This window comes from Gemmatimonadota bacterium (assembly GCA_016719105.1).
Taxonomy (GTDB): Bacteria; Gemmatimonadota; Gemmatimonadetes; order Gemmatimonadales; family Gemmatimonadaceae; genus SCN-70-22.
Window position 1 is genome coordinate 349,332 of sequence record JADKAQ010000008.1, and the last position, 22,921, is coordinate 372,252.

21 protein-coding genes are annotated in these 22,921 nt (G+C 69.5%); 12 read left to right on the forward strand and 9 right to left on the reverse strand.

Going from position 1 to position 22,921, the window contains the following annotated elements; translation table 11 throughout:
• Positions 1-12: 12 nt before the first annotated feature.
• Positions 13-1,941: a DUF885 domain-containing protein gene (locus IPN47_11970; GenBank protein ID MBK9408742.1), complete on the reverse strand. Its 1,929-nt coding sequence runs from the start codon at positions 1,939-1,941 to the stop codon at positions 13-15.
• Between the two features lie 110 nt (positions 1,942-2,051).
• Here IPN47_11970 and IPN47_11975 point away from each other — a divergent pair, with 110 nt between their 5' ends.
• The 7 genes from IPN47_11975 (at position 2,052) to IPN47_12005 (ending at position 9,462) form a co-directional block, all read left to right on the forward strand.
• Positions 2,052-3,281, forward strand: a complete 1,230-nt coding sequence (locus IPN47_11975; GenBank protein ID MBK9408743.1) for a PQQ-dependent sugar dehydrogenase — start codon at positions 2,052-2,054, stop codon at positions 3,279-3,281.
• A 59-nt stretch (positions 3,282-3,340) separates the two neighbouring features.
• Positions 3,341-3,958: a nicotinamide mononucleotide transporter gene (locus IPN47_11980; GenBank protein MBK9408744.1), complete on the forward strand. Its 618-nt coding sequence runs from the start codon at positions 3,341-3,343 to the stop codon at positions 3,956-3,958.
• 2 nt (positions 3,959-3,960) lie between these two features.
• On the forward strand, positions 3,961-4,512 hold the full coding sequence (locus IPN47_11985) for an ATP-binding protein (protein MBK9408745.1): 552 nt from the start codon (positions 3,961-3,963) through the stop codon (positions 4,510-4,512).
• A gap of 328 nt (positions 4,513-4,840) precedes the next feature.
• Positions 4,841-6,640: a glycosyltransferase family 39 protein gene (locus IPN47_11990; GenBank protein MBK9408746.1), complete on the forward strand. Its 1,800-nt coding sequence runs from the start codon at positions 4,841-4,843 to the stop codon at positions 6,638-6,640.
• Complete coding sequence (locus IPN47_11995; GenBank protein MBK9408747.1) at positions 6,582-7,331, forward strand: class I SAM-dependent methyltransferase; 750 nt, start codon at positions 6,582-6,584, stop codon at positions 7,329-7,331. Before IPN47_11990 ends, IPN47_11995 begins: the two co-directional genes overlap by 59 nt.
• Positions 7,328-8,062: a glycosyltransferase family 2 protein gene (locus IPN47_12000; GenBank protein MBK9408748.1), complete on the forward strand. Its 735-nt coding sequence runs from the start codon at positions 7,328-7,330 to the stop codon at positions 8,060-8,062. Before IPN47_11995 ends, IPN47_12000 begins: the two co-directional genes overlap by 4 nt.
• A gap of 20 nt (positions 8,063-8,082) precedes the next feature.
• Positions 8,083-9,462, forward strand: coding sequence for an FAD-dependent oxidoreductase (locus tag IPN47_12005; GenBank protein MBK9408749.1), 1,380 nt, complete (start codon positions 8,083-8,085; stop codon positions 9,460-9,462).
• A 37-nt stretch (positions 9,463-9,499) separates the two neighbouring features.
• Here the strand turns inward: IPN47_12005 and IPN47_12010 are convergent, their stop codons facing one another.
• From IPN47_12010 to IPN47_12020, 3 genes are all read right to left on the reverse strand, one after another.
• Positions 9,500-11,587 carry a DUF2339 domain-containing protein gene (locus IPN47_12010; protein ID MBK9408750.1) on the reverse strand — a complete coding sequence of 696 codons (2,088 nt, stop codon included), beginning with the start codon at positions 11,585-11,587 and terminating at the stop codon, positions 9,500-9,502.
• Between the two features lie 171 nt (positions 11,588-11,758).
• Positions 11,759-13,240 carry an adenosylhomocysteinase gene (locus IPN47_12015; GenBank protein ID MBK9408751.1) on the reverse strand — a complete coding sequence of 494 codons (1,482 nt, stop codon included), beginning with the start codon at positions 13,238-13,240 and terminating at the stop codon, positions 11,759-11,761.
• A 115-nt stretch (positions 13,241-13,355) separates the two neighbouring features.
• A complete protein-coding gene (locus IPN47_12020) occupies positions 13,356-14,318 on the reverse strand; it encodes a metalloregulator ArsR/SmtB family transcription factor (protein MBK9408752.1) in 963 nt (320 codons plus the stop codon).
• 239 nt (positions 14,319-14,557) lie between these two features.
• Here IPN47_12020 and IPN47_12025 point away from each other — a divergent pair, with 239 nt between their 5' ends.
• The 4 genes from IPN47_12025 (at position 14,558) to IPN47_12040 (ending at position 17,536) form a co-directional block, all read left to right on the forward strand.
• Positions 14,558-14,893 carry a YegP family protein gene (locus tag IPN47_12025; GenBank protein ID MBK9408753.1) on the forward strand — a complete coding sequence of 112 codons (336 nt, stop codon included), beginning with the start codon at positions 14,558-14,560 and terminating at the stop codon, positions 14,891-14,893.
• 98 nt (positions 14,894-14,991) lie between these two features.
• On the forward strand, positions 14,992-15,561 hold the full coding sequence (gene hemJ / locus IPN47_12030) for a protoporphyrinogen oxidase HemJ (GenBank protein ID MBK9408754.1): 570 nt from the start codon (positions 14,992-14,994) through the stop codon (positions 15,559-15,561).
• A gap of 83 nt (positions 15,562-15,644) precedes the next feature.
• Complete coding sequence (locus tag IPN47_12035) at positions 15,645-16,568, forward strand: hypothetical protein (GenBank protein ID MBK9408755.1); 924 nt, start codon at positions 15,645-15,647, stop codon at positions 16,566-16,568.
• A gap of 98 nt (positions 16,569-16,666) precedes the next feature.
• On the forward strand, positions 16,667-17,536 hold the full coding sequence (locus IPN47_12040) for a phosphodiester glycosidase family protein (protein ID MBK9408756.1): 870 nt from the start codon (positions 16,667-16,669) through the stop codon (positions 17,534-17,536).
• A gap of 96 nt (positions 17,537-17,632) precedes the next feature.
• Here IPN47_12040 and IPN47_12045 read toward each other — a convergent pair whose 3' ends face one another.
• The 3 genes from IPN47_12045 to IPN47_12055 all read right to left on the reverse strand — a co-directional run bounded on the left by IPN47_12045 (position 17,633) and on the right by IPN47_12055 (position 19,954).
• Positions 17,633-17,902 carry a hypothetical protein gene (locus tag IPN47_12045; GenBank protein ID MBK9408757.1) on the reverse strand — a complete coding sequence of 90 codons (270 nt, stop codon included), beginning with the start codon at positions 17,900-17,902 and terminating at the stop codon, positions 17,633-17,635.
• Positions 17,903-18,017: 115 nt separating this feature from the next.
• The gene (locus IPN47_12050; protein MBK9408758.1) at positions 18,018-18,602 is read right to left on the reverse strand and encodes a hypothetical protein; all 585 of its coding nucleotides are present in this window, start codon (positions 18,600-18,602) and stop codon (positions 18,018-18,020) included.
• An 89-nt stretch (positions 18,603-18,691) separates the two neighbouring features.
• Positions 18,692-19,954 (reverse strand): aminotransferase class I/II-fold pyridoxal phosphate-dependent enzyme, encoded by a 1,263-nt coding sequence (locus tag IPN47_12055; protein MBK9408759.1) that lies wholly within the window; start codon positions 19,952-19,954, stop codon positions 18,692-18,694.
• Between the two features lie 295 nt (positions 19,955-20,249).
• Here IPN47_12055 and IPN47_12060 point away from each other — a divergent pair, with 295 nt between their 5' ends.
• Positions 20,250-20,822: a hypothetical protein gene (locus tag IPN47_12060; protein MBK9408760.1), complete on the forward strand. Its 573-nt coding sequence runs from the start codon at positions 20,250-20,252 to the stop codon at positions 20,820-20,822.
• 92 nt (positions 20,823-20,914) lie between these two features.
• Here IPN47_12060 and IPN47_12065 read toward each other — a convergent pair whose 3' ends face one another.
• Both IPN47_12065 and IPN47_12070 read right to left on the reverse strand, forming a co-directional pair.
• Entirely contained in the window at positions 20,915-21,640 is a 726-nt protein-coding gene (locus IPN47_12065; GenBank protein MBK9408761.1) for a cysteine hydrolase family protein, read from the reverse strand.
• Complete coding sequence (locus IPN47_12070) at positions 21,637-22,764, reverse strand: quinolinate phosphoribosyl transferase (protein ID MBK9408762.1); 1,128 nt, start codon at positions 22,762-22,764, stop codon at positions 21,637-21,639. The genes IPN47_12065 and IPN47_12070 overlap by 4 nt, the downstream gene beginning before the upstream one ends.
• Positions 22,765-22,921: the final 157 nt, after the last annotated feature.

Genomic DNA, 22,921 nt, shown 5'->3' on the forward strand with positions numbered 1-22,921 from the left:
GGCTCGACCGTCCTATCGCGCGCCGGGCTTTTTCTTCGCCTTCTCTGCCGCGGCCTTCTCTGCCGCGGCCTTGTCGGCGGCGGCCTTTTCCGCGGCCTGCTCAGCCGCCGCCTTGGCCGCCGCGGCCCGTCGGCGCGCGGTGTCGTACAGCCACCACTCCAGGTGGCTCCCGACGATCGGCAGGGGGAGTTCGCCTAACGACAACACCTCGCCGTGCCAATCGCGCGCGGAAAAGTTCGTCCCCTGCTCCCCCTGCATCCAGGCGCGCATCGCCGCCATCTCGCGGGCCCCAAGCGCCCCCGCCCCGGCGCGCCCGGGGCGGTTGATCACGCGCTCCACCACCAGCGAATCCAGTGTCGCGTCCGGGGCGAGCAGGTAGCGCCCCAGGACGGCCCGCGCCTGTGAAGTGGACCAGCCGAGGTAGTGGATCCCGGTGTCGATCACCAGATAGGCCGTCGCCGCCCCCTCGTCGAGCAGGCGGCCGTAGGCGTCGAGCGGCCGCGCGTACATCCCCATCTCGCCGGCGAGTGACGCGGCGTACTGCGCCCAGCCCTCGGCGTAGCCTGGCGTCTCCAATTGGCGCCGGAACCCCGGAATGGACGGGTTGCCGCGCGTCATCGCCGCCTCGAGGTGGCGCCCCGGGATGAGCCACCGATACGCGGCGGACGCGAGCACGGACTGCACCGCGGGCGCACGCCAGCGCTCCGTCAGGAGCAACTGCCCCACCGGATCGATGGCGTTGGCGGCGTGGTAGACCCCGTCCGGCCACAGCAACGCTTCGGCCGGCGTGGCCGCACGCACCACGGCATCGGACGCCGGCATCACGGCGAACTGCGCCGCAAGCACGGGCTCCAGTCGCTCGAGGTGCTGTTCCAGGCTGTCGATGACCGCCGCAAGGGAGGGCGCCACGGGCGTGGCCCGCCGCAACGAATCGTGAAAGGCCGTTGCGCTCGGATTCCAGCGCTGACCGCGCCGCAGCACGGTCATGGTGGAGTCGATGCGGCGCAGCTCGCCCAGCCCGACGCGATGCGCCTCTTCGGGCGGCACATCGAGCGAGGAGTACCGACGCAGCAGGTGGCGATACAACTCCTTGCCGCCGGGATACTGCCAGAGCCCCGGGCGTGCGGCAGCGACGGGGCGGTAGGTCCCCTCGAGGTACGCCACGAAGGAGTCGAGCGCCGGTTGAATGCGCAGCGTGACGAGCGCCGAGATCTCCGTCGTGACAATGCGACGCTGCACCGAATCGAAGGCCGTCATGCGCTCGGGCGCGAGGCGCCACGGCCCCTCGACGCCGAGCGCGCGCAGCGAACGAAAGAAGCCGATCGCCGACTCGACCATCTCGCGTGGCGCGACATAACCACGCGCGCGCCGCTCCTCGAGCCCCGTCGTGATGCGCTCGAGGACGAACGGGAAGGCCTCGACGAAGTACAAGTAGCGCTCCGCATCTCCCTGGGCGGTGAGCGGGTGGAGTCGGTAGACCTCGGTGAGGTTGCGTACCGGTGACGTCGCCGGCGAGAGGAGCGAGAAGTCCGACTGGTAGAACGCGACAGCTTCGGCCTGCGCATCCATCTCCCATCGCAATGCCAGCGACGTGAGGTACTCTTCCTGCGAGAGCGCGGAGACGTCGAGTGCGTCCAGCGTGAGGCTCACGTTCTGCGCGAGGCGCAGGTCCGCCTTCCGGCTCTCCTGGGAGAAGTCCGGGAGGAGATTCACCCGCACTCCATTCGCCAGTGCCAGTTCGTAGCGTCGCGTGAGGGCGGTGCGCCAGTAGTCGGTGAGCGCCTCCTCCAATACGCCGCGCGCGAGGGCAGAGTCGGCTGGCGTGGGGACGGCGGGACGGGGCGTGAGGACCGCACACGCCGGCAGCGTCGCCGCGAGCGCTCCGGCGGTCAGGAGCCCGAGCCAGGACGTACCACGCCGGGCCGTGCGATGCGGCGACACGAGGGGGAGATCGAGCACTCGATGTGCGCGGGAGAAGAGACGGAGGTGTGCCCGGTCACGGCCATGGGCGGCGGCACGGTGGAACTTGTACCCGCACGCCGACGATAAGGATGCAGACTCGAGATCACGAGGCAAAGGCCATGGACGTCGCCCGGTGGGGACGGTGGGTGCGGACACGTCAGGGGTTCGGGCGGTTCGGCGGCGTGCGACTCGCCGCCGTGCTCTCCGCCGCCCTGTGTCTCGTCTCCGTCGCGGCATGCGACGTGGAGGGCGGGACGGTGTGCTGCGTGCCGCCGCCTAACACGAACCAGTTGGCGGTGACGACCGTGGCGGGCGGCTTCGACACGATCTGGGAGGTGGCGTGGGGCCCGGACGGCGCGCTCTGGGTCACCGAGCGCCCTGGCATCGTCTCGCGTGTGAACCCCACGACCGGCGCCGTGACGCGTGCGGGGACGGTGGCGGTCAATGAGATCGGCGAGGGGGGGCTGATGGGGCTCGCCTTCCACCCCGACTTCGCCACGCAGCCGTACGTCTACCTGGCGCACACCTACCAGGGCGCCGGCGGCGTGCGGAACCGCGTCGTGCGCCTACGCTGGAACGGGTCGGCGTTAGGCGCCGCGGAGACGCTGCTCGACGACCTGCCGGGGAGTTCGGTGCACAACGGCGCGCGCCTCGCCGTAGGCCCCGACCGGCTGCTCTACGTCACCATGGGCGACGCCGCCAACACCGCCCTGCCGCAGAATCGCACCGCGCTGGGCGGCAAGATCCTCCGGATGACGCTCGACGGCGCGCCGGCCCCCGGCAATGCCCTGGGCGGGTACGTCCACTCGATGGGGCATCGCAACCCGCAGGGCCTCGCCTTTGCACCTGGCGGCACCCTCTACGCCACCGAGCACGGGCCGAGCGACAACGACGAGGTCAACCGCATCGAGGGCGGACGCAATTACGGCTGGCCCGACGTCCGCGGCATGTGCGACGGCGACGCCGGCCCTAACGAGCGTGCGTTCTGCACCGCGAACAACGTCGCCGAGCCGCTGGCCACCTGGACGCCGACCATTGCCCCTGCCGGCATGGTGTACTACGACGCGACCCTCATCCCCGCCTGGCGCGGCAGCCTCCTCTTCACCACCCTCAAGGGCGCCGCACTCCGGCGCCTCGTGCTCTCGGGTGATGGCCGGAGCGTGACGAGCCAGGAGACGCTGTTCGAGGGGACCTTCGGGCGCCTGCGCGCCATCGCGGTCGGCGCCGATGGCAGCGTGTACCTCGGGACGAGCAATCGCGACGGGCGCGGGACGCCTGGGGCACAGGACGATCGGATCCTGCGCGTGCGACCGCTGTAACCCACCGGCCGGCGGCGACGCTGGTCGCCCCCCCTCGTGCGGCGGGGTAGCTTTGCGCCATGTCCGGCGACTTCTTCCGCTCGCTCCTCGCGTCGCTCACCCCGCTCGAGGGGACCGCCGTCGTCTTCGGCCTCGTGAGCGTCTGGCTCAGCACGCGCGAGAACATCTGGAGCTGGCCCACGGCGATCATCAACGTCGGGCTGTACTCGATCCTCTTCATCCGCGAAAAACTCTACGCCGACGCCGGGCTGCAGGTCATCTACCTCGTCCTCTCCCTGTACGGCTGGTACGAATGGAAGTTCGGCGGCGAGAACCGGTCCGAACTGCACGTCTCGCGCGTGACACCACGTCTGGCCGCGATCCTTGCGACCCTCGGCATCGCCGGTTCCGTCGCCCTCGGCACCTTCCTGCATCGCACGACCGATGCCTCGCTCCCCTACCTCGACGCCACGCTGTCGGTCTTCTCGCTCATCGCGCAGTGGATGATGACGCGCAAGATCGTCGAGAACTGGGCGCTGTGGATCGTGCTCGACGTGGTCTACGTGTGGATGTTCATCGCCCTCAAGCACCTCAACTTCACCGCCTTCCAGTACAGCGTCTTCCTCCTGCTCGCGGTGCTGGGGTTGCGCGACTGGAAGCGCTCGTACGACGCGCGGCGCGCCAGCGCCGCGCCCTGAACGTGGCGCCCTTCCCGCTGCGCGTGGTCGTCACCGGGAGCGAGAGCACGGGCAAGACGACGCTCGCGGCACAGCTCGCGCGCGCGTTAGGCACGCGGTGGGTCCCCGAGTTCTCGCGCCACTACGCCGAACAGGTACGCCGCCCGCTCACCGCGGCCGATGTCGCTCCGATTGCCCACGGACAGGTGGCGGCAGAGGAACAGGCATTGGCCGAGTGGCGCACGACCTGGGGCCCGGGGGCCGAGTGGCCCCCGGTGGTCCTCGACACCGACCTCGTCAGCACGACGGTGTACGCCGAGCACTACTATGGCGAGTGCCCGGCGTGGATCATGACGGCCGCGCGCGAACGTCTGGCGACGCTGTACCTGCTCTGCGAACCCGACATTCCGTGGACCGCCGATGGCGTGCGCGACCAACCGAGTGCGCGCCATCGACTGCATGGCGCCTTTCGCGACCGGCTCCTGTCGTTGGGCGCCACGGTGGCGTCCGTGCACGGTGTCGGCGATGCGCGCGTGGCGTGCGCCATGGATGCGCTCGCCTCGCTGCGCGCCTAACACATCGCGGCGGCGGCCATCGCTCGTCAGGCACGACGTACCGTTGAGCTCGCGCGACACCTGACGCGGCAGCGACTCGCCCTTCCCGGCATGTACTGCCTAGCGAGAAGCGGTTGTCTCCCGATTGGTACGGTCCTGATATAAACAACTAGAGCAGGATCGATGGGCAGCGTGCGAAGCTGGGTCGCGCGCCGTGCGGGAAGCGCACCCGGCCGTGACATTCGTCGCCCCGCGGTGAATGGGTGCGTGACGCATGGACTTTGCGTGACTCGCCAGCGTATCGCCCCTCTGCAGCATCTCCGTCGCGGGTCCCCTCCCTCGTAAGGCAATGACACAAGGGTCCTCCCTGACAGCGCGGTCCGAGCGCCTGTGGCTGCTGGGGGTTCTCCTGCTCGTGGTGGCGCTGCGTTTCATCGCCGCCGGCTCGGATCCCATGCCTGAGCTCGATGCAGGGTTCATCTCCGACTCGGGGACCTGGTGGAAGAACCCCAAGCAGCACCTGCTCTGGGGACAGTGGTTCATGGATGACGGGAACTTCGGTATCCTGACCGCGCCGGCGCATGCGCTCGCGCAGCGTGCCGTCTTCGGGCTCTTCGGACTCGGCTACGCGCAGGGGTTCCTGCTGAGCGGCGTGAGCGGCGTCGTGTCGACCGTGTTGGTGTTCGGCCTGGTGCGTCGCGAGCACGACGCTGTTCCGGCACTGCTCGCCGCGGCCTTTGCCGGCATCGACGTCCTGATGCTCGCCTACGACCGCGCCGCGTATCCCGAGCCTTTCCAGCTCATGCTGATGCTCGCGGCGGTCGGCGCCGTGCTCGCGAGTCGCGGGCGAGCGTGGCTCGCGGCGCTTGGCGGAGTCGCCGTCGTCGCCGTGCTCTTGGCCAAGCCCCCCGGGCTCGTCCTTGCCCCGATCGCCGCCACGGCATGGCTCGCCCTCTGGATTGCCGATCGGGTGCGAGAGCCGTCCGCGGCCGCCCGCCGGCAGTTCCAATGGCGCGGCTTCGCCCTCTACACAGCGACAGCAGCGGTCCTGGTGGCGTTCGTGGGGCTGGTCTTCCTGCGCCCGTACGCGGCCGACGTCTGGCTGCACTTCCAGCAACAGATGTCGGACGGCCAAGCGCTCGGCGCGCGCGTCACCGATCGCGTCCTTCTCTTCGGCACCCCGCTGGGTTTCCGCCTCAACAACTTCTTCCGCTACGAGTGGTACCTGCTCGTGGCGGCGGGGGCGTTCGGCGCCGCGCGCATCGCCCGTGTGATCCGTCGCCGCGTCACCGCCGTCGAGGTCGCCGCCTGGCTCTGGGTGCTCCTCGGGCTCGGGGTCATGGGGCTGCAGAGCTATCAGCAGGATCGCCGCTTCCTCTTCCTCGTGCCGCCGCTCGCCATGCTCAGCGCCATCGCGCTGGCGCACGCCGTCGAGCTCGGGGAGAGCGCCTGGCAGTCGCTACGTGCGCGCCGACTCGCCATGGGTGGTGCCGGTGCAGTCGTCGCGCTGGTGGTGCTGTACTATCTCATCCCGTTCGGCGCGTGGAAGATGATCGGCATCGGCGCGCGCCTTGGCCGCACGTGGAACTACGGCGAGGCGGGCGGGATCCTCCTCTCTGCGATGATCGTCGGCGCCGCGCTCCTCGCCGCCGTGTGGTCACCGACGGTTCGGCTGCGCGGGAACGCGACGCTGCAACGCGGCCTCGCAGCGGCCGCGTTAGGGATGGTCCTGCTGCGCGTGGTCCCCGAACTCCACACCCGCGGGCACGGCCTGCGCGACATCTCGCGCGCCATCGATCGCATCAGCCGTGAGTGGCCCGCCGAGGATCGCGTGGCGGTGGGGTGGACGGCCGGGACAGTGACGCTCACGAGCCACGTGCTGCCGGCCAGCAATGAGGTGAAGGGGCCGCGCGCGTCGGAGCGCTTCCGGCCGCAGCTGGAGATCTACAGCACGTCGGGCAAGCCGCTGCAGCAGCGCAAGGTCTGGGCGGTTCCCGGCCGCCCCGCGAAGGTCGTCTGCGCGCAGTTGCCGGCGTGGAACGACGCGCGAGGAACGCCACGCCTCACCGTGCACATCCTGGTGGAGCCCGATCGCCTGGCCGCATGCCAGGCCGCGATGTCCGCCCGCATCCCACGAGTCCCGTCATGACCGTCACGACCAAGTCCGAGGTCCAGCGAGAGCTGGCCGCCTGGAACGATGCGATGTACAGCAAGCACCCGACCCCTACGGGTCCGGGATCGCCGGTGCCATCTCCGCGGCCCGGGTGCGAACGGTGATGCGGTTGGCGCAGGTGCAACCGCGGGACTCGGTCCTCGAGCTCGGATGCGAGAGCGGCCACCTGCTGGTGCAAGTCCCCGAGTGCGCCCGCCGCGTGGGAGCCGACATCTCGGAGGCGGCACTCACGGACGCGCGCGCCATGGCGGCCCGCGTTGGTGCGGTCCGTACGGAGTTCATGCAGGTGGACGCGCTCAAGCCGCTGCCGTTCGCGCCCGGTGAGTTCGACGTGATCATCATCTCGGAGATGCTCGAGCACGTGGATGATCCTCGCGCGGTGCTGCAGCAGGTGCACGCGATCTGTACCCCGGCGACCCGACTCGTGATCACCGTCCCGAACGAGCGCCCCAAGCTGGTCATCAAGGATGTCCTGCGCGCGCTGCGCCTTTTCGACCTCCTGTTCCCGGGAATCGAGGAAGGGCAGAGCGAGTGGCACCTGCAGCAGTTCTCCAAGCCGCTCATCCGGCAGACGGTCGCAGGGTTGTACGAGGTGCGGCAGCTCGTGAGCGTGTGGGGGTGTCACTACGCCGCGTTGCTCTCCCGGTCACCCGCGGAGGGACGATGACGTCGGGGACGACCGTGCCGGTCAGCGTGGTGATGCCGGCATACAACGAGGCCGATGGCATCCGGGTCGCGGTGGAGGCCGCGCAGAAGCACGTGCTCGATCGACTCCCCGGCGCCGAGTTGGTCGTCGTGAATGACGGCTCACGCGACCATACGGGGAGCATCCTCGACCAGATTGCAGCTGCCGACCCTCGCGTGCGGGTCCTGCACACGCTCAACGGCGGGCACGGGACGGCACTCATGCGCGGCCTGGCGCAGGCGCATGGCGACTACGTCTTCCTCGTCGACAGCGACGACCAGATCCCGCTCGACGCCTTCTGGACGCTGTGGACGCGGGCGCACGCGGGGAGCGGCCCCCCGCTCGACGGCGTCTTCGGGATCCGGCGCGTGCGCCACGACGCACAGTTCCGGAAGGTGCTCACCCGCATCATCGGTGTCTGCCTCACGCTCCTGTTCGGGACGAGCATTCGCGACGCCAACGTCCCGTTCAAGCTCGTCCGCCGAAGGATCTGGGAGGACGCCAGGCGCTACATCCCCGATGGGACGCTCGCGCCGTCGCTCTTTCTCGCCGTCTACATGAAGCGGGTGAACTGCTCGATTGCCTTCCTCGACGTTGCACATCGCGATCGGGCGACCGGCACGGTCTCCATCCGTCGATGGAAGCTGCTCAAGTTCTGCGCGACGGCCTTCCAGCAGCTGCTGGACTTCCGTCGCGCCCTCCCGCCCCGCTGACCTCGTCGCCAACCCACCGCATGCGCATTCTCGTAGTCGGCGCTGGGCCTACGGGGCTCTCCGCGGCTTGGCGCCTCGCCGAGCGCGGACACGACAACTGGCTCCTGGTCGAAGGGGACGACCACCCCGGCGGCCTCGCCACGTCCATCCGGGACGACGCGGGGTTCACGTGGGACCTCGGCGGACACGTCCTCTTCTCGCACTACCGCTACTTCGACGCCTTGATGAACACGGCGCTCGGCGACGCGTGGATCGAGCACCAGCGCGAGGCGTGGGTTTGGATGCGCGAGCGGTGGGTCCCCTATCCGTTCCAAAACAACATCTGGCGCCTCCCCCCCGACGACCTCCTGCGCTGCCTCGTGGGATTGGTCGCCCTGCAGCAGCGCGAGGCCACCACCAGTCCGCCGGCCCACTTCGCCGAATGGCTGCAGCGCGCGTTTGGGGATGGCTTGTGCGACGTGTTCATGTACCCGTACAACCGCAAGGTGTGGGCGTACACGCCCGACAAGATGGGGGTGGGCTGGATGGGGGAGCGCGTGGCCACCGTCGACTTCGTCCGTATCCTTGGCAACCTCGTGAACCAGCGCGACGAGGTGAGCTGGGGACCGAACGCCACCTTCCGCTTCCCGAAGTTTGGGGGCACCGGGGCCATCTGGGACGCGCTGGCCGCACGGTTGCCGGCCGGCAAGTTGTCGCTGGGTCGGCGGCTCGTGCGCGTGGATTCCGCAGCCCGCGTGGCGCACTTCTCCGACGGCACGAGCGAGCGCTACGACCGCCTCCTCTCGTCCATCCCGCTGCAGCAGCTCCTGCGCCTCCTCTCCGATCGCCCGGAGCTCACGGCGCGCGCCGGCGAGTTCGTCTACTCATCCAGCCATGTCGTGGGCGTGGGCTTCACTGGCCAGGCGCCCAGCAGCCTCGCGACCAAGTGCTGGATGTACTTCCCCGAACCGGAGACCCCGTTCTACCGGGTGACCGTCTTCAGCAACTACTCGCCGCACAACGTGGCGCTCCCCGGGACGCAGTGGTCGCTCATGGCCGAGGTGAGCGAGTCACCGGACAAGCCGGTCGACCTCGCGCGCGTCGTCGACGAGACCGTCGCCGGCTTCAAGCGCGTCGGCTTCATCGACGACACCACCGAGATCGTGACGACCTGGCATCGCCGAATGGAGTACGGCTACCCGACCCCGTGGCTGCTCCGGGACGAGGTGCTCGACGCAGTGCTCCCCGCGCTGGAAGCGTGTGGCATCTACAGCCGCGGGCGATTCGGCGCGTGGAAGTACGAAGTCTCCAACCAGGATCACTCGGCGATGCAGGGGGTCGAGGCCATCGATCACTTCCTGGCCGGGATCCCCGAGACGACCGTACACGGCACCATGGGGAGGGAACCCCCGCCGCTGTGACGAGGCGCCGGCGCGCGTTGCACCTGACGCCTGGACGTCACCCCGCCGCGGCGGCGCCCCCGGTCGTTGCCTCGGGAGCTCCCCTTCCGCGGTACCAGTACGCCACGCCAAGCAGGAAGACACCGGCCAGCATGTAGCCGCCCACGCGCCATCCGATCGAGAGCGCTGAGGTCTCCATCATCGCCTTGAAGGCGGCGAAGACGGCGAGCGCGAGTCCAACTTGCCGCAGAAGGGGGATCGCCCGCCAGCGCCCGATGCCGATCGCCAGCACCCCGCTCACCGCGTAGTAGGCCACCAGCAGGAAGGTGGAGACGTCGAGCGAGACGGTGCGCGAGAGCTCGACGTGAATCCAGAGGAAGGTGACCACGCCGCCGAGGATGCGCGCCATGCTGCGGCGCGTGTCGAACATCATCTCGTCCCCCTCCAGTCCCAGGCGTGCCCAGTTCCAGGAGAAGACGAACCACGCGGCGCACACCACCAGCGCCACCCCCGATTCCGGCGTCAGGAAGGGGCGGGTCAGCCATCGCTCGCGATCGTCGAGGAGGGCAAAGGCGATGATGGTGGCGACCGCGAGCCACCCCATCGCCGCCAGCGCGACCTGACGCAGCGTCGTGCGTCGCATGACGACCGAGGCCGCCGCCGCGTAGGCTGCGAGCGCCATGACCTGCGTGCGGTCCTCTCCCTTGAGGAGCAGGGCGATGGCCGCCCCTCCCAATGCCGTCGCGGTGAAGCCGTGCCAGCCGCGCGCACGGTCGCGGTTGGCCCACGCGGCCGCCGCACTCCCGATCGTCCACAGCAGCGTCACCGTGCCCATCGTGCGCGACGACGACCACATCAACTCGCCGATCGCGACCGTGAGGGTCGCAACCGGAAGCGCAAAGCCTACGAGGAAGCCCATCAGGCGTCCCGCGCCCCCTCCCGTGACGGTGAGAAACCCCGTGATCGCCACGAGCGCCGCCAGGGGCTGTCGAATCGCGAGTAACGACGGCGACTGCGACATGTTGGCGATCGCCCCGACGGCCGCGACGAGCGCCGTGATCGCGACGCGTTCGCGCGCCTTCCCCTTGACCAGGAGGATCGACAGCCACGCGACGGCGATGGCGAACGTGGCGGGCGCCGAGGCCTGGACCCAGTCCTGCGCGCCGCCAAGCTGGCCGCTCGCTGCGGCGGTGTAGGCCGCCACGCCCAGCCCGAGGACGAACGGAGTCTTGCCCCAGGCACGATCGCGCATGGCGCGCATGCCGGCACCGAGCACCAGCGCACCGTAGAGCAGGAGGAGCACGGCGTCGCCGGTATCGGACGAGGTGACGAACGGCGCCAGCAGCGCGCCGCCGAATCCCACGTTGAAGAGCGACTGATCCTCGTCGTGCAGGGCCAGCATGGACAGCCCGGCCGACGCCGCGGTCGCCACCGCGAGGGCCAGCGCGCCGGGCACCAGGTGCAGGAGCGGCCCGGCGCCCCAACACACGACGTGCAGAATAGCCAGCGACAACGCCAGGAGCATGCTTCCGAAGCGGGGCGAATCGCCGCGCCGCAGGCGCCACCCGATCGCCGCGACGACACCCGCCGCCAGCGCGCCGAGGGCAACGCGCAGCTCCGGGCCAATCATCCCGTTCTTGATCGCCCAGCCGATGAAGGCGCCGACCCCCATGAGGATCGTGAAGGCGGCCAAGGCGAGCGTTCCGTATCGCCCGACCAGCGCCTCGAGGTTCTCGCGCTGGAAGCGGCCGGGGTGCGGGCGCCATGATGCAGCTGACGGAGTCGCCCCCGCGGCCGCCCGGGCATCACGGGTGTCGCCCGCATCGCCACGGCCACGATCCCCCGCGCTCGCGCTCGCCCCCGCCGTCGTCGCGGCTGTCGCGATTCGACGGAGTTCGTCGGAGACATACGGCTCGGCTCGTCCCGCACCTGCGCCGGGAGGCACGTCCAGCGTCGGCACCGCCGAGGGTGACGGCATCGACGGGAACGGCACCGATGGGAGCGCCGCCCCGTCGTCCGACCGCTCCGTCGCGTCAGCCCGCCCCCCGCCACGCGACGTGCGCACCTCCGCGCGGAGCGCCACCAGCTCCTTCGTCAGGCGGGCCACCGCAACTTCGAGCGCGTCGAGGCGTGAAGAGTCGGACATGTGGTGAGGACGAGGGGACGTTCAGTTTGCACCGCAGGGCTCGCGCGCACCAGCCGCGGAGGACGCCGTGCGGCGCGCTTCACCGGAGACGGGGTCACGGGACACGAAGCGAGGGTGAAGGCGCCACGCGTGCGCCTCCACCCCCCGTTGCGTCTTTCCGACTACCGTGTGCTAGTAGCGGTAGTGGTCCGGCTTGTAGGGCCCGTCCACCGGCACGCCGATGTACGCCGCCTGGTCCGCCGACAACTTCGTCAGCTTGGCGCCCAGCTTGTCCAGGTGCAACCGCGCCACCTTCTCGTCGAGGTGCTTGGGGAGCACGTACACCTTCTTCTCGTACTGGCTCGTGTTGCAGAACAGCTCGAGCTGGGCGATCACCTGGTTCGAGAACGACGCCGACATCACGAAGCTCGGGTGCCCCGTCGCGCAGCCCAGGTTGAGCAGGCGCCCCTCGGCCAGCACCAGCACCGAGTGCCCGTCGGGGAAGACGAACTCGTCGAACTGCGGCTTGATGTTGATGCGCGTGATCCCGTGCTTCTTGAGCCCGGCCATGTCGATCTCGTTGTCGAAGTGGCCGATGTTGCCGACGATCGCCTTGTCCTTCATCTGCTTCATGTGCTCCACGGTGATGATCCCCGTGTTGCCCGTGGCGGTGATGAAGATGTCGGCGGTGCGGATGACCTCGTCGATGGTCGTCACCTGATAGCCTTCCATCGCCGCCTGCAGCGCGCAGATGGGGTCGATCTCGGTGATGACGATGCGCGCCCCCTGCCCCTTGAGCGCCTGGGCGCAGCCCTTGCCTACATCGCCGTAGCCGCAAATCACCGCCACCTTGCCGGCCAGCATCACGTCGCTGGCACGCAGGATCCCGTCGGTGAGCGAGTGACGGCAGCCGTACAGGTTGTCGAACTTCGACTTGGTCACCGAGTCGTTGACGTTGATGGCCGGGAAGAGGAGCGTCCCCGCATTCATCATCTCGTACAGGCGGTGCACGCCGGTGGTGGTCTCCTCGGTCACGCCCTTGATGTCGGCCGCGACCTTGGTCCAGCGCCCCGGGTTCTTCACCAACTGGTCACGCAGCAACTCGAGGATGACCCCCCACTCCTCGGGCTCCTTGTCGGCATCGAACGCCGGCACGACGCCGGCCTTCTCGTACTCCACGCCCTTGTGCACGAGCATCGTCGCGTCGCCGCCGTCATCCAGGAGCATGTTGGGGCCGTGCCCGTCCGGCCACATGAGCGCCTGCTCGGTGCACCACCAGTACTCCTCGAGCGTCTCTCCCTTCCAGGCGAAGACCGGGACGCCGGTCGGGTTGTCGACGGTGCCGTTGCGCCCGACGACGACGGCCGACGCCGCGTGATCCTGCGTGGAGAAGATGTTGCACGAGACCCAGCGCACGTCGGCGCCGAGGTCAACGAGCGTCTCGATGAGCACGGCCGTCTGCACCGTCATGTGCAACGAGCCCATGATGCGGGCCCCCTTGAGCGGGAGCTTCCCCTTCTGCTCTTCGCGAATCGCCATCAGCCCGGGCATTTCATGCTCGGCCAGGCGGATCTCCTTGCGCCCCCAGTCGGCGAGCGAGAGGTCGGCAACCTTGAACGCGGGACGATCGAGCGGCGAGTTGACGCCGAGGGTCGGGTGCAACGTGGTGGACATCATACCTCCAGTAGGCGGGAAGACAAAGGACTGCGAGGACTGACTGGGGGCGCGAGTGGAAGGGGTGCGGTCGATCACACCTTCCGCCCGGCCTTTGACTAACAATCTGAAGCGTTCATGTGGTGACCGCCGGTGGTCGGGGCTTGCGGCCGCTCGCGGAGAACAGGGCGGGGCCGCGGGATGACTGGTCGGGGGGGAGTGCGGTGTAGCGAACGTCGGAAAGTCCTGCGGCGAGCAACCACTCGCGCACCTGCGCGTCGGCGAAGCCGCGCCAGACGTGCCCCATGCGCTGCGGCAGGTCGTCGCGCTCGTGGGGCATCATGTCGAGGACGACCAGGCGACCGCCGGGTCGCAGCACGCGTACCGCTTCACCGATCGCGCGGGCGGGGTCGGGGACGTAGTGCAGCACGAGCGAGAGCGTAGCCAGGTCGAGCGAACCATCGGCGAGCGGGAGCTGCTCGAGGTCGCCCAGGTGCAGATCGACGTTCGACGCGTCGCGCACCCGGTCTCGGGCGGCGGCGAGCATCTCCGACGAACCGTCGACCGCCACCACACGCTTCACGTGCGGCGCCATCAGCGCGGTCAGGTGTCCGGTCCCGCACCCCAGGTCCCCGACTTCCCACTGGGGATCGAGCAAGGAGAGGACGAGCTGGAGGTCCAACCGATCGCCGAACAGTTCGGTTCGCACCGACTCCCACTCCCCTGCCACGGATGCGAAGAACTCGCGCGCCCGCGACCGTCGCCCCGACAGGACCGCCCCTTCACGCGCTCGATCCTGTTCCGCCATCGGGGTGGCGAGGACGCTGTCGCGCACCACCGCCCACAGGCGCTCGGCCCACTCATCCGGCGTCGACGTGATCCTATAGAAGCGACTTGTCCCCTCGGCCCGGCTCTCGACCCACCGTTCATCACCCAGGACCTTGAGGTGCCGCGAGACGGTGGACTGCGGAAGTTGAAGCACAGCACAGAGTTCGGTGACCGTCATCTCGTGACGCTCGAGCACGAGCAACAGACGGCTCCTGGTGGAGTCGGCGAGTGTGCTGAGGTGGTCGAGCGTCGCAGGAGCAGCCATATACATCCGTAAAGCCGGATGGAAGGCTAAAAGTTTCAGCCTTTCGGGTCAAGGGCTCGGCGTCCTCGCCTCCGGTCCAGCGCCAGCCGCTGCGTCACACCCGAGCGACTTCGGGGGATGCCCTCTTTCAGCGCCGGGCGCTGGGCAGGAGAATTGGGCCGCGGTTCACGTTTCAGCACGCGGCGACCGATGCGCGACGGTCGGGCCAAGACTCTTCCCCGCGCACCGATAACCCGGAGGGAGATATGGCAGCCAAGTTCGAGGTGAAGACCACCGCTGACGACCGCTTCATGTTCAATCTGAAGGCCGCCAACGGGCAGGTGATCCTGACGAGCCAGACCTACGCCACACGGCAGGGCGCCCTGGAGGGCATCGACTCGGTGCGTCGTCACGCCGCCGAGAACTCCAACTTCGACCGACGAATGGGATCGGACGGCTCACCGTATTTCGTGATGGTGGCCAACAACGCCGTGGAGATCGGTCGCAGCGAGATGTACTCATCGTCAGCCGCGGTGGAGAACGGCATCGCGTCGGTCAAGGCGAACGCCCCCGACGCCGAGGTGGCGGACGCGAACGCCTGACGCGCTTCGGCTGGGTGGACCGAGAGGAAGACGGAAGTAGGTTTCCACCCGTCTTCCCGTCTTCCCGTCTTCCCGTCTTCCCGTCTTCCAGGTCCTGAATGCTGTATCTCTGGGTCAAGGTCTTCCACATCGTCTTCATGGTCAGCTGGATGGCCGGGCTCTTCTATCTCCCGCGCCTCTTCGTCTACCACGCGGAATCGCTGACCACGCCGGAGCCCGGACGATCGATTCTGGGGAAGCAGTTCAGCCACATGGAACGGCGGCTGTACGCGATCATCATGCAGCCGGCGATGGTCCTGACGTGGGCGACCGGAGCCGGGATGCTGCTGCTCATCCCCGCCTACCTGCGCGAGTCCTGGCTCTGGCTCAAGGTCTTCCTGATCGTCCTGCTGACGGTCTACCACTTTTTCTGCCAGCAGACGATTGCACGCTTCGAGCTCGGGACGGTGTCGCGGAGCGGCGAGTGGTACCGGGTCTTCAACGAGGGACCGACGGTGGTCCTCGTCCTGGCCGCCGCCCTGGTGCTTTTCAAGGGGGTCATCAAGCTCTCGGCGTTAGGCGTGTTGTTGGCCTGCACCTTGCTCGTCATTGTGGTGGGATTCCGTGCGTACGCGGCGTTCCGGCGCCGGCGCGGTGAGATGGTGGACTCCGCCCAGGGCGCCGGCTGAGCCGGTTCGCGCTCCCCGACCGCCAGCACACGGCGGTCGCCTGCGTTCGCCACAATCGTCCGTCCCCATCACACCACCGAACCATGCGCACCAGCTCGCGTCACCTCCTGCGGGATCTCCTGCGTAGCGGCACCGCCCTCCTGATCGCGCTCTCCGTTGCCTCGCCGGCCGAAGCACAGATCGGCAGTCGCCTCAAGAAGCTCGGGAAGGACGCCATGAAGGACGCGGCCAAGGCGAAGGTCGGCGGCTCAGCGAAGGATTCGAGCGCCGCGGCCAGCGGCTCCGGCGCGGCGACCGGTGGCGCGGGGGGCTCGAACTCGGCCAAGGTCGATATCGCCGTCACGTCCGACCGGGTCACGATGGTGATGGCGGCGATCGCCTCCGTCGCCGAGAGGGCCAAGCTGCTGGCGACCGCCAATGCCGAGCGGGCCGTGTACGAACCCAAGCGCGACTCGGCGATGGCCTGCGTGCAGGGGGCCACGTCCAACGGGGCGATGCCCTCGCAGGCCGGGATGCAGGCGTCGCGCAAGATGAGCGCACGTCAGGATGGGCTGAGCCGCCGGTACAACGCCGCGCTGGCGGCAAACGACCGCCTCAAGGCGGTCTTCCTGGAGGACAGCCTGCAGGTGGCGACGCACGAGTTGACCGCGACGATGTTCGGCGTCGCCGGCAAGTGCGGCGCCCGCCCCTACGCGCCGCCGTCGTTGTTGCGCGCCATCGCCGGCGCCAACCAGAGTGGTGATGACTTCAACACCCTGGTCGTGACCGATCCGGCGCTCTCCGCGATGACGCGCTACCAGTTCGGCATGGTGCGCGAGCGCATCGCCCTGTACGCGATGTCGCAGGCCGGGCTGATCAGCGCCAAGGCGGCGGGGAAGGAAGGGGTGTTCACGGAAGAGGAGCTGGCGGTGCTCGCGGCTCGACGCGACGAGCTCGTGGCGATGGCCCCGCTCTTCAAGGGTGGGACGCTGACCTGGTCGGGGAGCTCCGACCTGCGCGGTTGGTGACAGGCTCCGGGCGGCGGCGTGTGGGGCCTCCGGGCCCCCGCTCCACCGCTTCGTGCCTGCGGCGTGGTGCGTCGCTGGTACGCCTCACCTGCGGGGCCTTGCTCGTCACCGTCACACCGCTGGCCGACCTTGCAGCGCAGGCGCGCGCCCAGCGCGTGGTCACCAGCAGCGTCATCGACGCCATCAGCTGCAACGAGACGGCGTCTCCGCTGGCCGCCCCACGGCTCAGCTGGCGCGGCGACGACGTACAATGGAGCGAGTGGTCCGTTCGCCTCGGGGCGCGTGCGGTCCCGGCACGCATCATCGTCGTCGCCTTCGACCCCGCGCAGCTGCGCGTCGCGCTCGACCTCGTGCAGAAGGATGGCGCGCTCGCGCCATGGAACCTCGACGCCGCCCCTGAGCGCGCACGCATCGCACTCAACGCCGGCCAGTTCATCGACGACGGGCCGTGGGGTTGGGTGGTGCACCGGGGGCGCGAATGGCAGCCCCCCGGCGAGGGGACGCTTGCAGGTGCGCTGGTGGTCGACACGGCGGGCGCGGTCGACATCGTCCCGCGATCGGCGATTGCCGCGTGGCGGCGATCGGCCGCAGTTCGCGAAGCGGTGCAGTCGTACCCCACCCTCCTCGAGGGCGATGCACGCCCCCCCGCGGCGCTCTGCGCCGCCACCGCGCAGGTCGACCGCACGCACCGCGACACGCGACTGGCCATCGGGGTACGACGTGACGGCCACGTGATCATCGCGCTGTCGCGTTATGCGGGGGGTGCCCTCCCCGATCGCACGCCGATCGGCCCCACGACACCGGAAATGGCTGAGCTGATGCGTCGACTCGGCGCCGTCCGGGCCCTCATGCTCGATGGCGGGCTTTCGGCGCAGCTGCTCGTGCGCGGACGCACCGGCGCGGCACCGCAGCGCTGGCCCGGGTTGCGCGACGTCCCGCTGGCGCTCGTCGTGCACGACGCACGTTAGGCGGCCGCGGCGTAGCGGGCGCGAGACCAGGGCCACTCGTTCGCTTCGCGCCTTCGTCGCGCTCGCGTTGCGCTCGTGGCGGTGCGGACGACGCGCCTAGTCGGTGCCGCCCGACTCGTCGGCCCACTCGTCAGGCAGCACCGCGGGGCGCGCGAGCAAGGCCCGAGCACGCGAGACGTACGGCTCTGGGACCTCGACCAGGAAGCCGCGCGCCGTGGCCCCCTGGAACCCCGGGCCGAAGATCCCCACGAGATCATTGCCGCGGGCGCGCGCCGGGATGTCCTCGGCGTCGAGGCGCGCAACGACGAGGTCCGCTTCCCACCCGCTGCCGACATCGGCGATGGCGACCCAGCGATGGCGCTCCACCCTCATCTCGTCGACCACCATGCCCGGCGACCGGAACGCCGAAGCCCCGTCACCATTCGTGACGGGGCATGGACACCGCCATTCAGGCGGAGCGATGGGCCGCGAGCGCCCATCACTACATCGTCGGGGTGAACATGATGTGCGCCTTGGGCGTCCCCGGGAACATGATCCACGGCTGGTTCCCGTTCGGCCTGGTCGAGAGCCCGGTGCTCTCCGGGGTGGCATACGGTATGTAGACCACGTACAGGTGCTTGGCCCCCGGCGCCGTCCCCGACTTCGGGTCGAAGGCGCCATCGGTGAGCGAATAGAGGGCCGCCGGGAACTTCGGCATCGCGATCTTCCCCGACTTCACCTCGCGGAAGCGCGTGGAGTCGATCTCCGCGGCGTTGGTCACCCCCTGCGCGCGCAACTCGCGCCCGCGGGCCATGAACGGCTCCATGGACTCGTGATAGCAGGCGACGTGAAAGCGAGGCGCCTTGGGGTCGCGCGCCAGGCACGTCATCACCTTGCCGTCCCGCAGCGTGATGAGCTTGCCGTCGCTCCCGTAGCCGAGGACGCGCGCATTGGCGCGATACTCGGGCGGGAGCGGCAAGACCGCCGCCGCGACCTGTTCTGCCGCCGGCGGGATGGTCCCCTGCGCTGCCACGTAGGTCGGGGCCGCGGACAGGAGTGCGGCGAACAGCAGGTGACGAGCAGGCATCAGGTCGAGTTCCGGAAGAGAGGGGGGGCGATTCAGCGGACGTGCCGTGGTGACGCGTCGTGCGCGTCACCACCGTGGTCATCTCCTACCTAACGCAGCGCAGCCAGCCCGGCGCCGAGGCGCGGGAGGGCGGCGGCGATTTCCTCGAGGCTCACCGCGCCGACAGAGAGTCGGCACCATCCGCTCTCCCCTTCGGCCCCGAAGGCGTGGAACGGGACCACCGCGAGCCCCGCCTCGCGCAGGAGCCAGCCGCGAATGTCCTCGCTCGTCTTGAGCACGTCGCCCTGCGGCGTCGTCTTGCCGTACAGGTTGAAGCGTGCGCTCAGGTAGATCGCCCCCTGCGGCGCAATGGCGTCGACCGAGAAGCCCTGGCCCTTGAGGGCGTTGATGCCCTGGTAGAGGGCGTCGAGGCGCGCCTGCACGCCGGCGAGGAGCTGTGCGCGGAAGTCAGCAATTCCGTCCTCGTGCAGCAGCAACGCGGCGGTCGCCACCTGCTCGGCGCGCGGCGCCCAGGTCCCGACGTGGCTCAGGAAGTTGTTCATCCCTTCCATCACGTCCGTGGGCCCGAGGACCCATCCGACCCGCACGCCCGTGGCAGCGAAGGCCTTCGAGATCCCGTCGATCAGGATGGTGTAGCGCGCCATCTCGGGGCGCAGGTTCACCGGGTCGACGTGGACCGTGTCGCCAAAGGTGAGCTGCCAGTACACCTGGTCGTACATGAGGTACAACGGGCGCTCGGCCTTGCCGCGGCGCGCATTCTCCTCGAGCACGAGGTCACAGATGGCGCCTAACGACTCGGCGGTGAAGGCGGTGCCGCAGGGATTGAGCGGCGAGTTGAGCGCCAGCATGCGCGCCCCGCGCAGGTGCGGCGCGAGCACTTCCGCCGAGGGCATGAACGATTCCTCGGCGGTCGTGGCGACCGGGTCGGCGACCGCGCCGACCATGTGGCAGTAGTAGTTGTTGTTCCAGCTCGGCGCCGGATACACGACGCGGTCGCCCGGATCGACCAGCGTGCAGTACGTCCCGTAGACGCCGGGACGCGACCCGGACGTGATGATGACCGACTCGACCGGATAGCGCAGCCCTAACGAGCGCTCGTAGTAGGTGACGACCGCTTCCCGCAGCGACGGAAGGCCGGCGCCCGGCGGGTAGTTGGTCTCACCGCGAGCCAGCGCCTGGGTGATCCCCTGCTCCAGCGACGCCGGGATCCGGAACATCTTCGGATCGAAATCGCCGACCGTCAGGTTGCAGACCTTCTCGCCGGCGGCGATCCGCTGGCGGATCTCGCCGGCGATCTTGAGAATGGCCGACCCTTCCAGGGTCCCGACCGAGGACGAGACGCGTCCGGGCATCTTGGGTCCGCGGACGAGCGCGGTCACATCGTTCACGTCGGCGGCATGCGTCATGGTCCCCTCCAGCTGTGGCGGTCGGCGTTGCGTGCACCGCAACATACCGGGGTTTCGGGTGCGCTCCAACCGTCGGACGAGACTGTGGCACTGACCGTGCAACGGTCGTCCTATTCCAGACCGGGTACGGCGGGGGTCGCTCGGGCCCCCGAACCCGGTGAGGCGGCGCGACGAATCGTGGGTATACTTAGTCCGTCGCAACCTCCTTCCCGTCTTCACCTTGCGCTCCGACGGAGCACCTGTGCGTCTTCACACCATCGCCCCCGTCGTCTCCCTCCTGGCCGCGCTCGCCCTCCCGGCGGGAGCCCAGCAGACCCCGCCGGCCACGCCGCGCAGCACCAGCGCCCTCCCGGTCGTCCCGGGGGCCAGGGTGCGGATCTCCGCCACCACGCTGGTGTCGCCGCTGCTCGCCAACTTCCTGGAAATGAAGGGCGACACCGCGGTCTTCATCGAGGCGGCCGCCGGGCGCGGAATCTGGACCTTCCCGGTCGACCAGATCACCAAGCTCGAGGTGAGCCGGGGCGATCAGCTGTACAACCGTCGCCCGATCTTGAAGGGGGCCGCCATCGGCGCCCCCATCGGCGCCCTCGTCCTTTGGGGGGCCACCGGCCTGTATCACCCGTCCGACTCGGCCAAGCAGTTCAACCGCAGCGCCACCGCCGGCGCCGGCCTCGTGATCGGGGCCATCATCGGGGGAGTGGTGGGGTCGCGCGCCGCGCAGGAGCGCTTCATGAGCCTCCCGCTCCCGCGCCGCATCTCGTTCAATCCCTTCCGGCGTGACGGGATGGAAGTGGGGCTGGGCTTCACCTTCTAGCGGCGGCCGGCGAGGGGACAGACCAACGGGGGAGCGACGTCACGGTCGCTCCCCCGCTTTCGTGCGGGCCCCGATCGAATCCGCGGGCGTTGCTACGGCGCCGCGGCGAGTCGTGCCGAGTCGGTGAGCGTCGCCCCGCGTGCCGCCCAGGCGTCGAACGTCTCGGCATCCCCCAGGAGGCCGAGCGACCAAGTGGCGTCGCGCACGACGGCAACGGCGGCCGAGCGGTCGAGGAGCCCGTCGACCGCCTGCTTCACGCAGACGTCGGTGGCGACGCCGCAGACGATGAAGTCCGGGGTGCCGCCTAACGCCTCGCGCAACGCGGCCACGAAGGCGTTGGCACCGGCGTTCCCCTCGAACACCGAGAATTCGCGCTTCTGCACGAAGACGGGCCGACGCTCGCTCACCGCGCGGCGCGCGACCTCGCGCGCCAGCGCATCGTTGGCGTCGCGCGGCAGGATGAGCGCCTCGGCCCCGGGGTCGATCTCCTGGATCAGCGCCGCCCCCCGCCGTTCGTCGGCATCGGGGGAGAGTCCCATGCAGTGCGGTGGGTAGGTCCCCTTGGTGGCGTCGGGCGCCACGACGTCGATTTCGCGATCGCCGTAGTCGTGCCAGTCGCCCGTGAAGACGACCACGTGGCAGTGCGCCCGCATCCACGCGACGGTGCGCACGATGGCGGGCGCCGCCTGCGTGGCACCGACGTCACCTGCATCGAAGAGGTTGTGCACGTACAGGCGCCCCTCCGGGCGCATGAAGTCGTGCTGGACGTCCACCACCCAGCCGATGCGGGGGCGAGCCGCGAGCGCCGGGGCGTTCATGGCGTGGGATCGGTGCGGCCGAGCGCGCCGAGGTCGACGCGCACGAGGCGAGCGTTGGGGGCGTAGCCGCGCCCTACCTTGCTCTCCAGGCGCCCGTCGACCATCACGACGTCGGCGGTGAAGTCGAAGCTGTTGAGCAGGCCGTCGTGCTCGCCGTCGTTGTGCCCGAGGAGCGACGAGCCGACCCCATAGCCGGTGACCGGGATCTGTTCGCGCTCGAAGCGCCGGATCTTGGCGGGGGTGAAGCCGCCCGACACGATGATGCCTACCTCGGGAAAGCCGCCCCCATCGAGCGCGGCACGCAGGCGGCGCACCAACTCCGGGTTCACCCCGGTGAGTCCCTCGCGCCCGCGGGCCGCCGCGTCGGCGGTGAGCGAGGTGTCGACGATTCGTTCGCTCGTATCCACCCGCACCGCTGCCAGCGACCCCGTGCCGAACGTGGTATGCATCGCGCGCGCCACGGCCAGCGCGTCTCGCACGACGTCGTTATGGTAGTCGACGAGCGAGACGACCTTCACATCGGGCTCGTGCGCGTGGCAGTAGCGCGTGAAGGCCAGCGTCGCCGCGACCACATCGCCGCCGAAGGCGGCGATCATCGCGTGCGGCATCGTGCCCACGCCCGAGGCCCCCCACCAGGCCCCACCGGCATCGCTCGAAACACTCCCCGCGCCCCCAACGCGGGCCGCGTACCCGTCCGGGGTCTGCACGCGCCAATCGTCGTGGCGCGCCCCCATGAAGATCACCGGCTTCCCGTTGGCGGCATCCATCACCCGTCGCACGTTGGTCGCCACGAGCGATCGCCGCGCGAGTACGCCGAGGTAGTCGGTCTCCAGGTGCGCAAAGGCGATGTAGGGACCGGTGATCAGGAGCGCCGTCTCGCGCGGCGCCAGCGGATCGCCGTCGATGAGCGTCTCGATCGTCAGGTCGTCGATGCCGTACGCGCGCCCCGAGTACGGATGACGCGCCAGCTGCGTCTGCAGCATGCGGATGACCTCGTACACGCCGGCGATGATCCCATGCTGCTTGGCGAAGACCTGCATCCGGACCACCGGGTCGCGCTGGTCGAAGGCGACCGTGTTGGTGGTGCGCACGAAGTACCGGTCGGCATACCACCCTTCCCGCATGCGAGGATCGAACTGGAAGAGCGATGCGGGAAACGCGCGCAGCGCCTCGTGCAATGCGCGATGCCGCGCCTCGGGCGGTTCGCTCGGCGGGGCGTCGAAATGCGCCGACGATGTCATGATGGACGGGTGCGCGCGGAGATTCGCGGGGGGCAGGCCA

Excerpts from the sequence above, each read along its gene's own strand:
- IPN47_12050 (MBK9408758.1), bottom strand. The coding sequence starts at position 18,602 with ATGCCTGCTCGTCACCTGCTGTTCGCCGCACTCCTGTCCGCGGCCCCG.
- IPN47_11980 (MBK9408744.1), top strand. The coding sequence starts at position 3,341 with ATGTCCGGCGACTTCTTCCGCTCGCTCCTCGCGTCGCTCACCCCGCTC.
- IPN47_12070 (MBK9408762.1), bottom strand. The coding sequence starts at position 22,764 with ATGCGGGAAGGGTGGTATGCCGACCGGTACTTCGTGCGCACCACCAAC.
- IPN47_12010 (MBK9408750.1), bottom strand. The coding sequence starts at position 11,587 with ATGTCCGACTCTTCACGCCTCGACGCGCTCGAAGTTGCGGTGGCCCGC.
- IPN47_12005 (MBK9408749.1), top strand. The coding sequence starts at position 8,083 with ATGCGCATTCTCGTAGTCGGCGCTGGGCCTACGGGGCTCTCCGCGGCT.
- IPN47_12020 (MBK9408752.1), bottom strand. The coding sequence starts at position 14,318 with ATGTATATGGCTGCTCCTGCGACGCTCGACCACCTCAGCACACTCGCC.
- hemJ (MBK9408754.1), top strand. The coding sequence starts at position 14,992 with ATGCTGTATCTCTGGGTCAAGGTCTTCCACATCGTCTTCATGGTCAGC.
- IPN47_12035 (MBK9408755.1), top strand. The coding sequence starts at position 15,645 with ATGCGCACCAGCTCGCGTCACCTCCTGCGGGATCTCCTGCGTAGCGGC.
- IPN47_12055 (MBK9408759.1), bottom strand. The coding sequence starts at position 19,954 with ATGCCCGGACGCGTCTCGTCCTCGGTCGGGACCCTGGAAGGGTCGGCC.
- IPN47_12065 (MBK9408761.1), bottom strand. The coding sequence starts at position 21,640 with ATGAACGCCCCGGCGCTCGCGGCTCGCCCCCGCATCGGCTGGGTGGTG.
- IPN47_12025 (MBK9408753.1), top strand. The coding sequence starts at position 14,558 with ATGGCAGCCAAGTTCGAGGTGAAGACCACCGCTGACGACCGCTTCATG.
- IPN47_11990 (MBK9408746.1), top strand. The coding sequence starts at position 4,841 with ATGACACAAGGGTCCTCCCTGACAGCGCGGTCCGAGCGCCTGTGGCTG.
- IPN47_11975 (MBK9408743.1), top strand. The coding sequence starts at position 2,052 with ATGCAGACTCGAGATCACGAGGCAAAGGCCATGGACGTCGCCCGGTGG.
- IPN47_12000 (MBK9408748.1), top strand. The coding sequence starts at position 7,328 with ATGACGTCGGGGACGACCGTGCCGGTCAGCGTGGTGATGCCGGCATAC.
- IPN47_12015 (MBK9408751.1), bottom strand. The coding sequence starts at position 13,240 with ATGTCCACCACGTTGCACCCGACCCTCGGCGTCAACTCGCCGCTCGAT.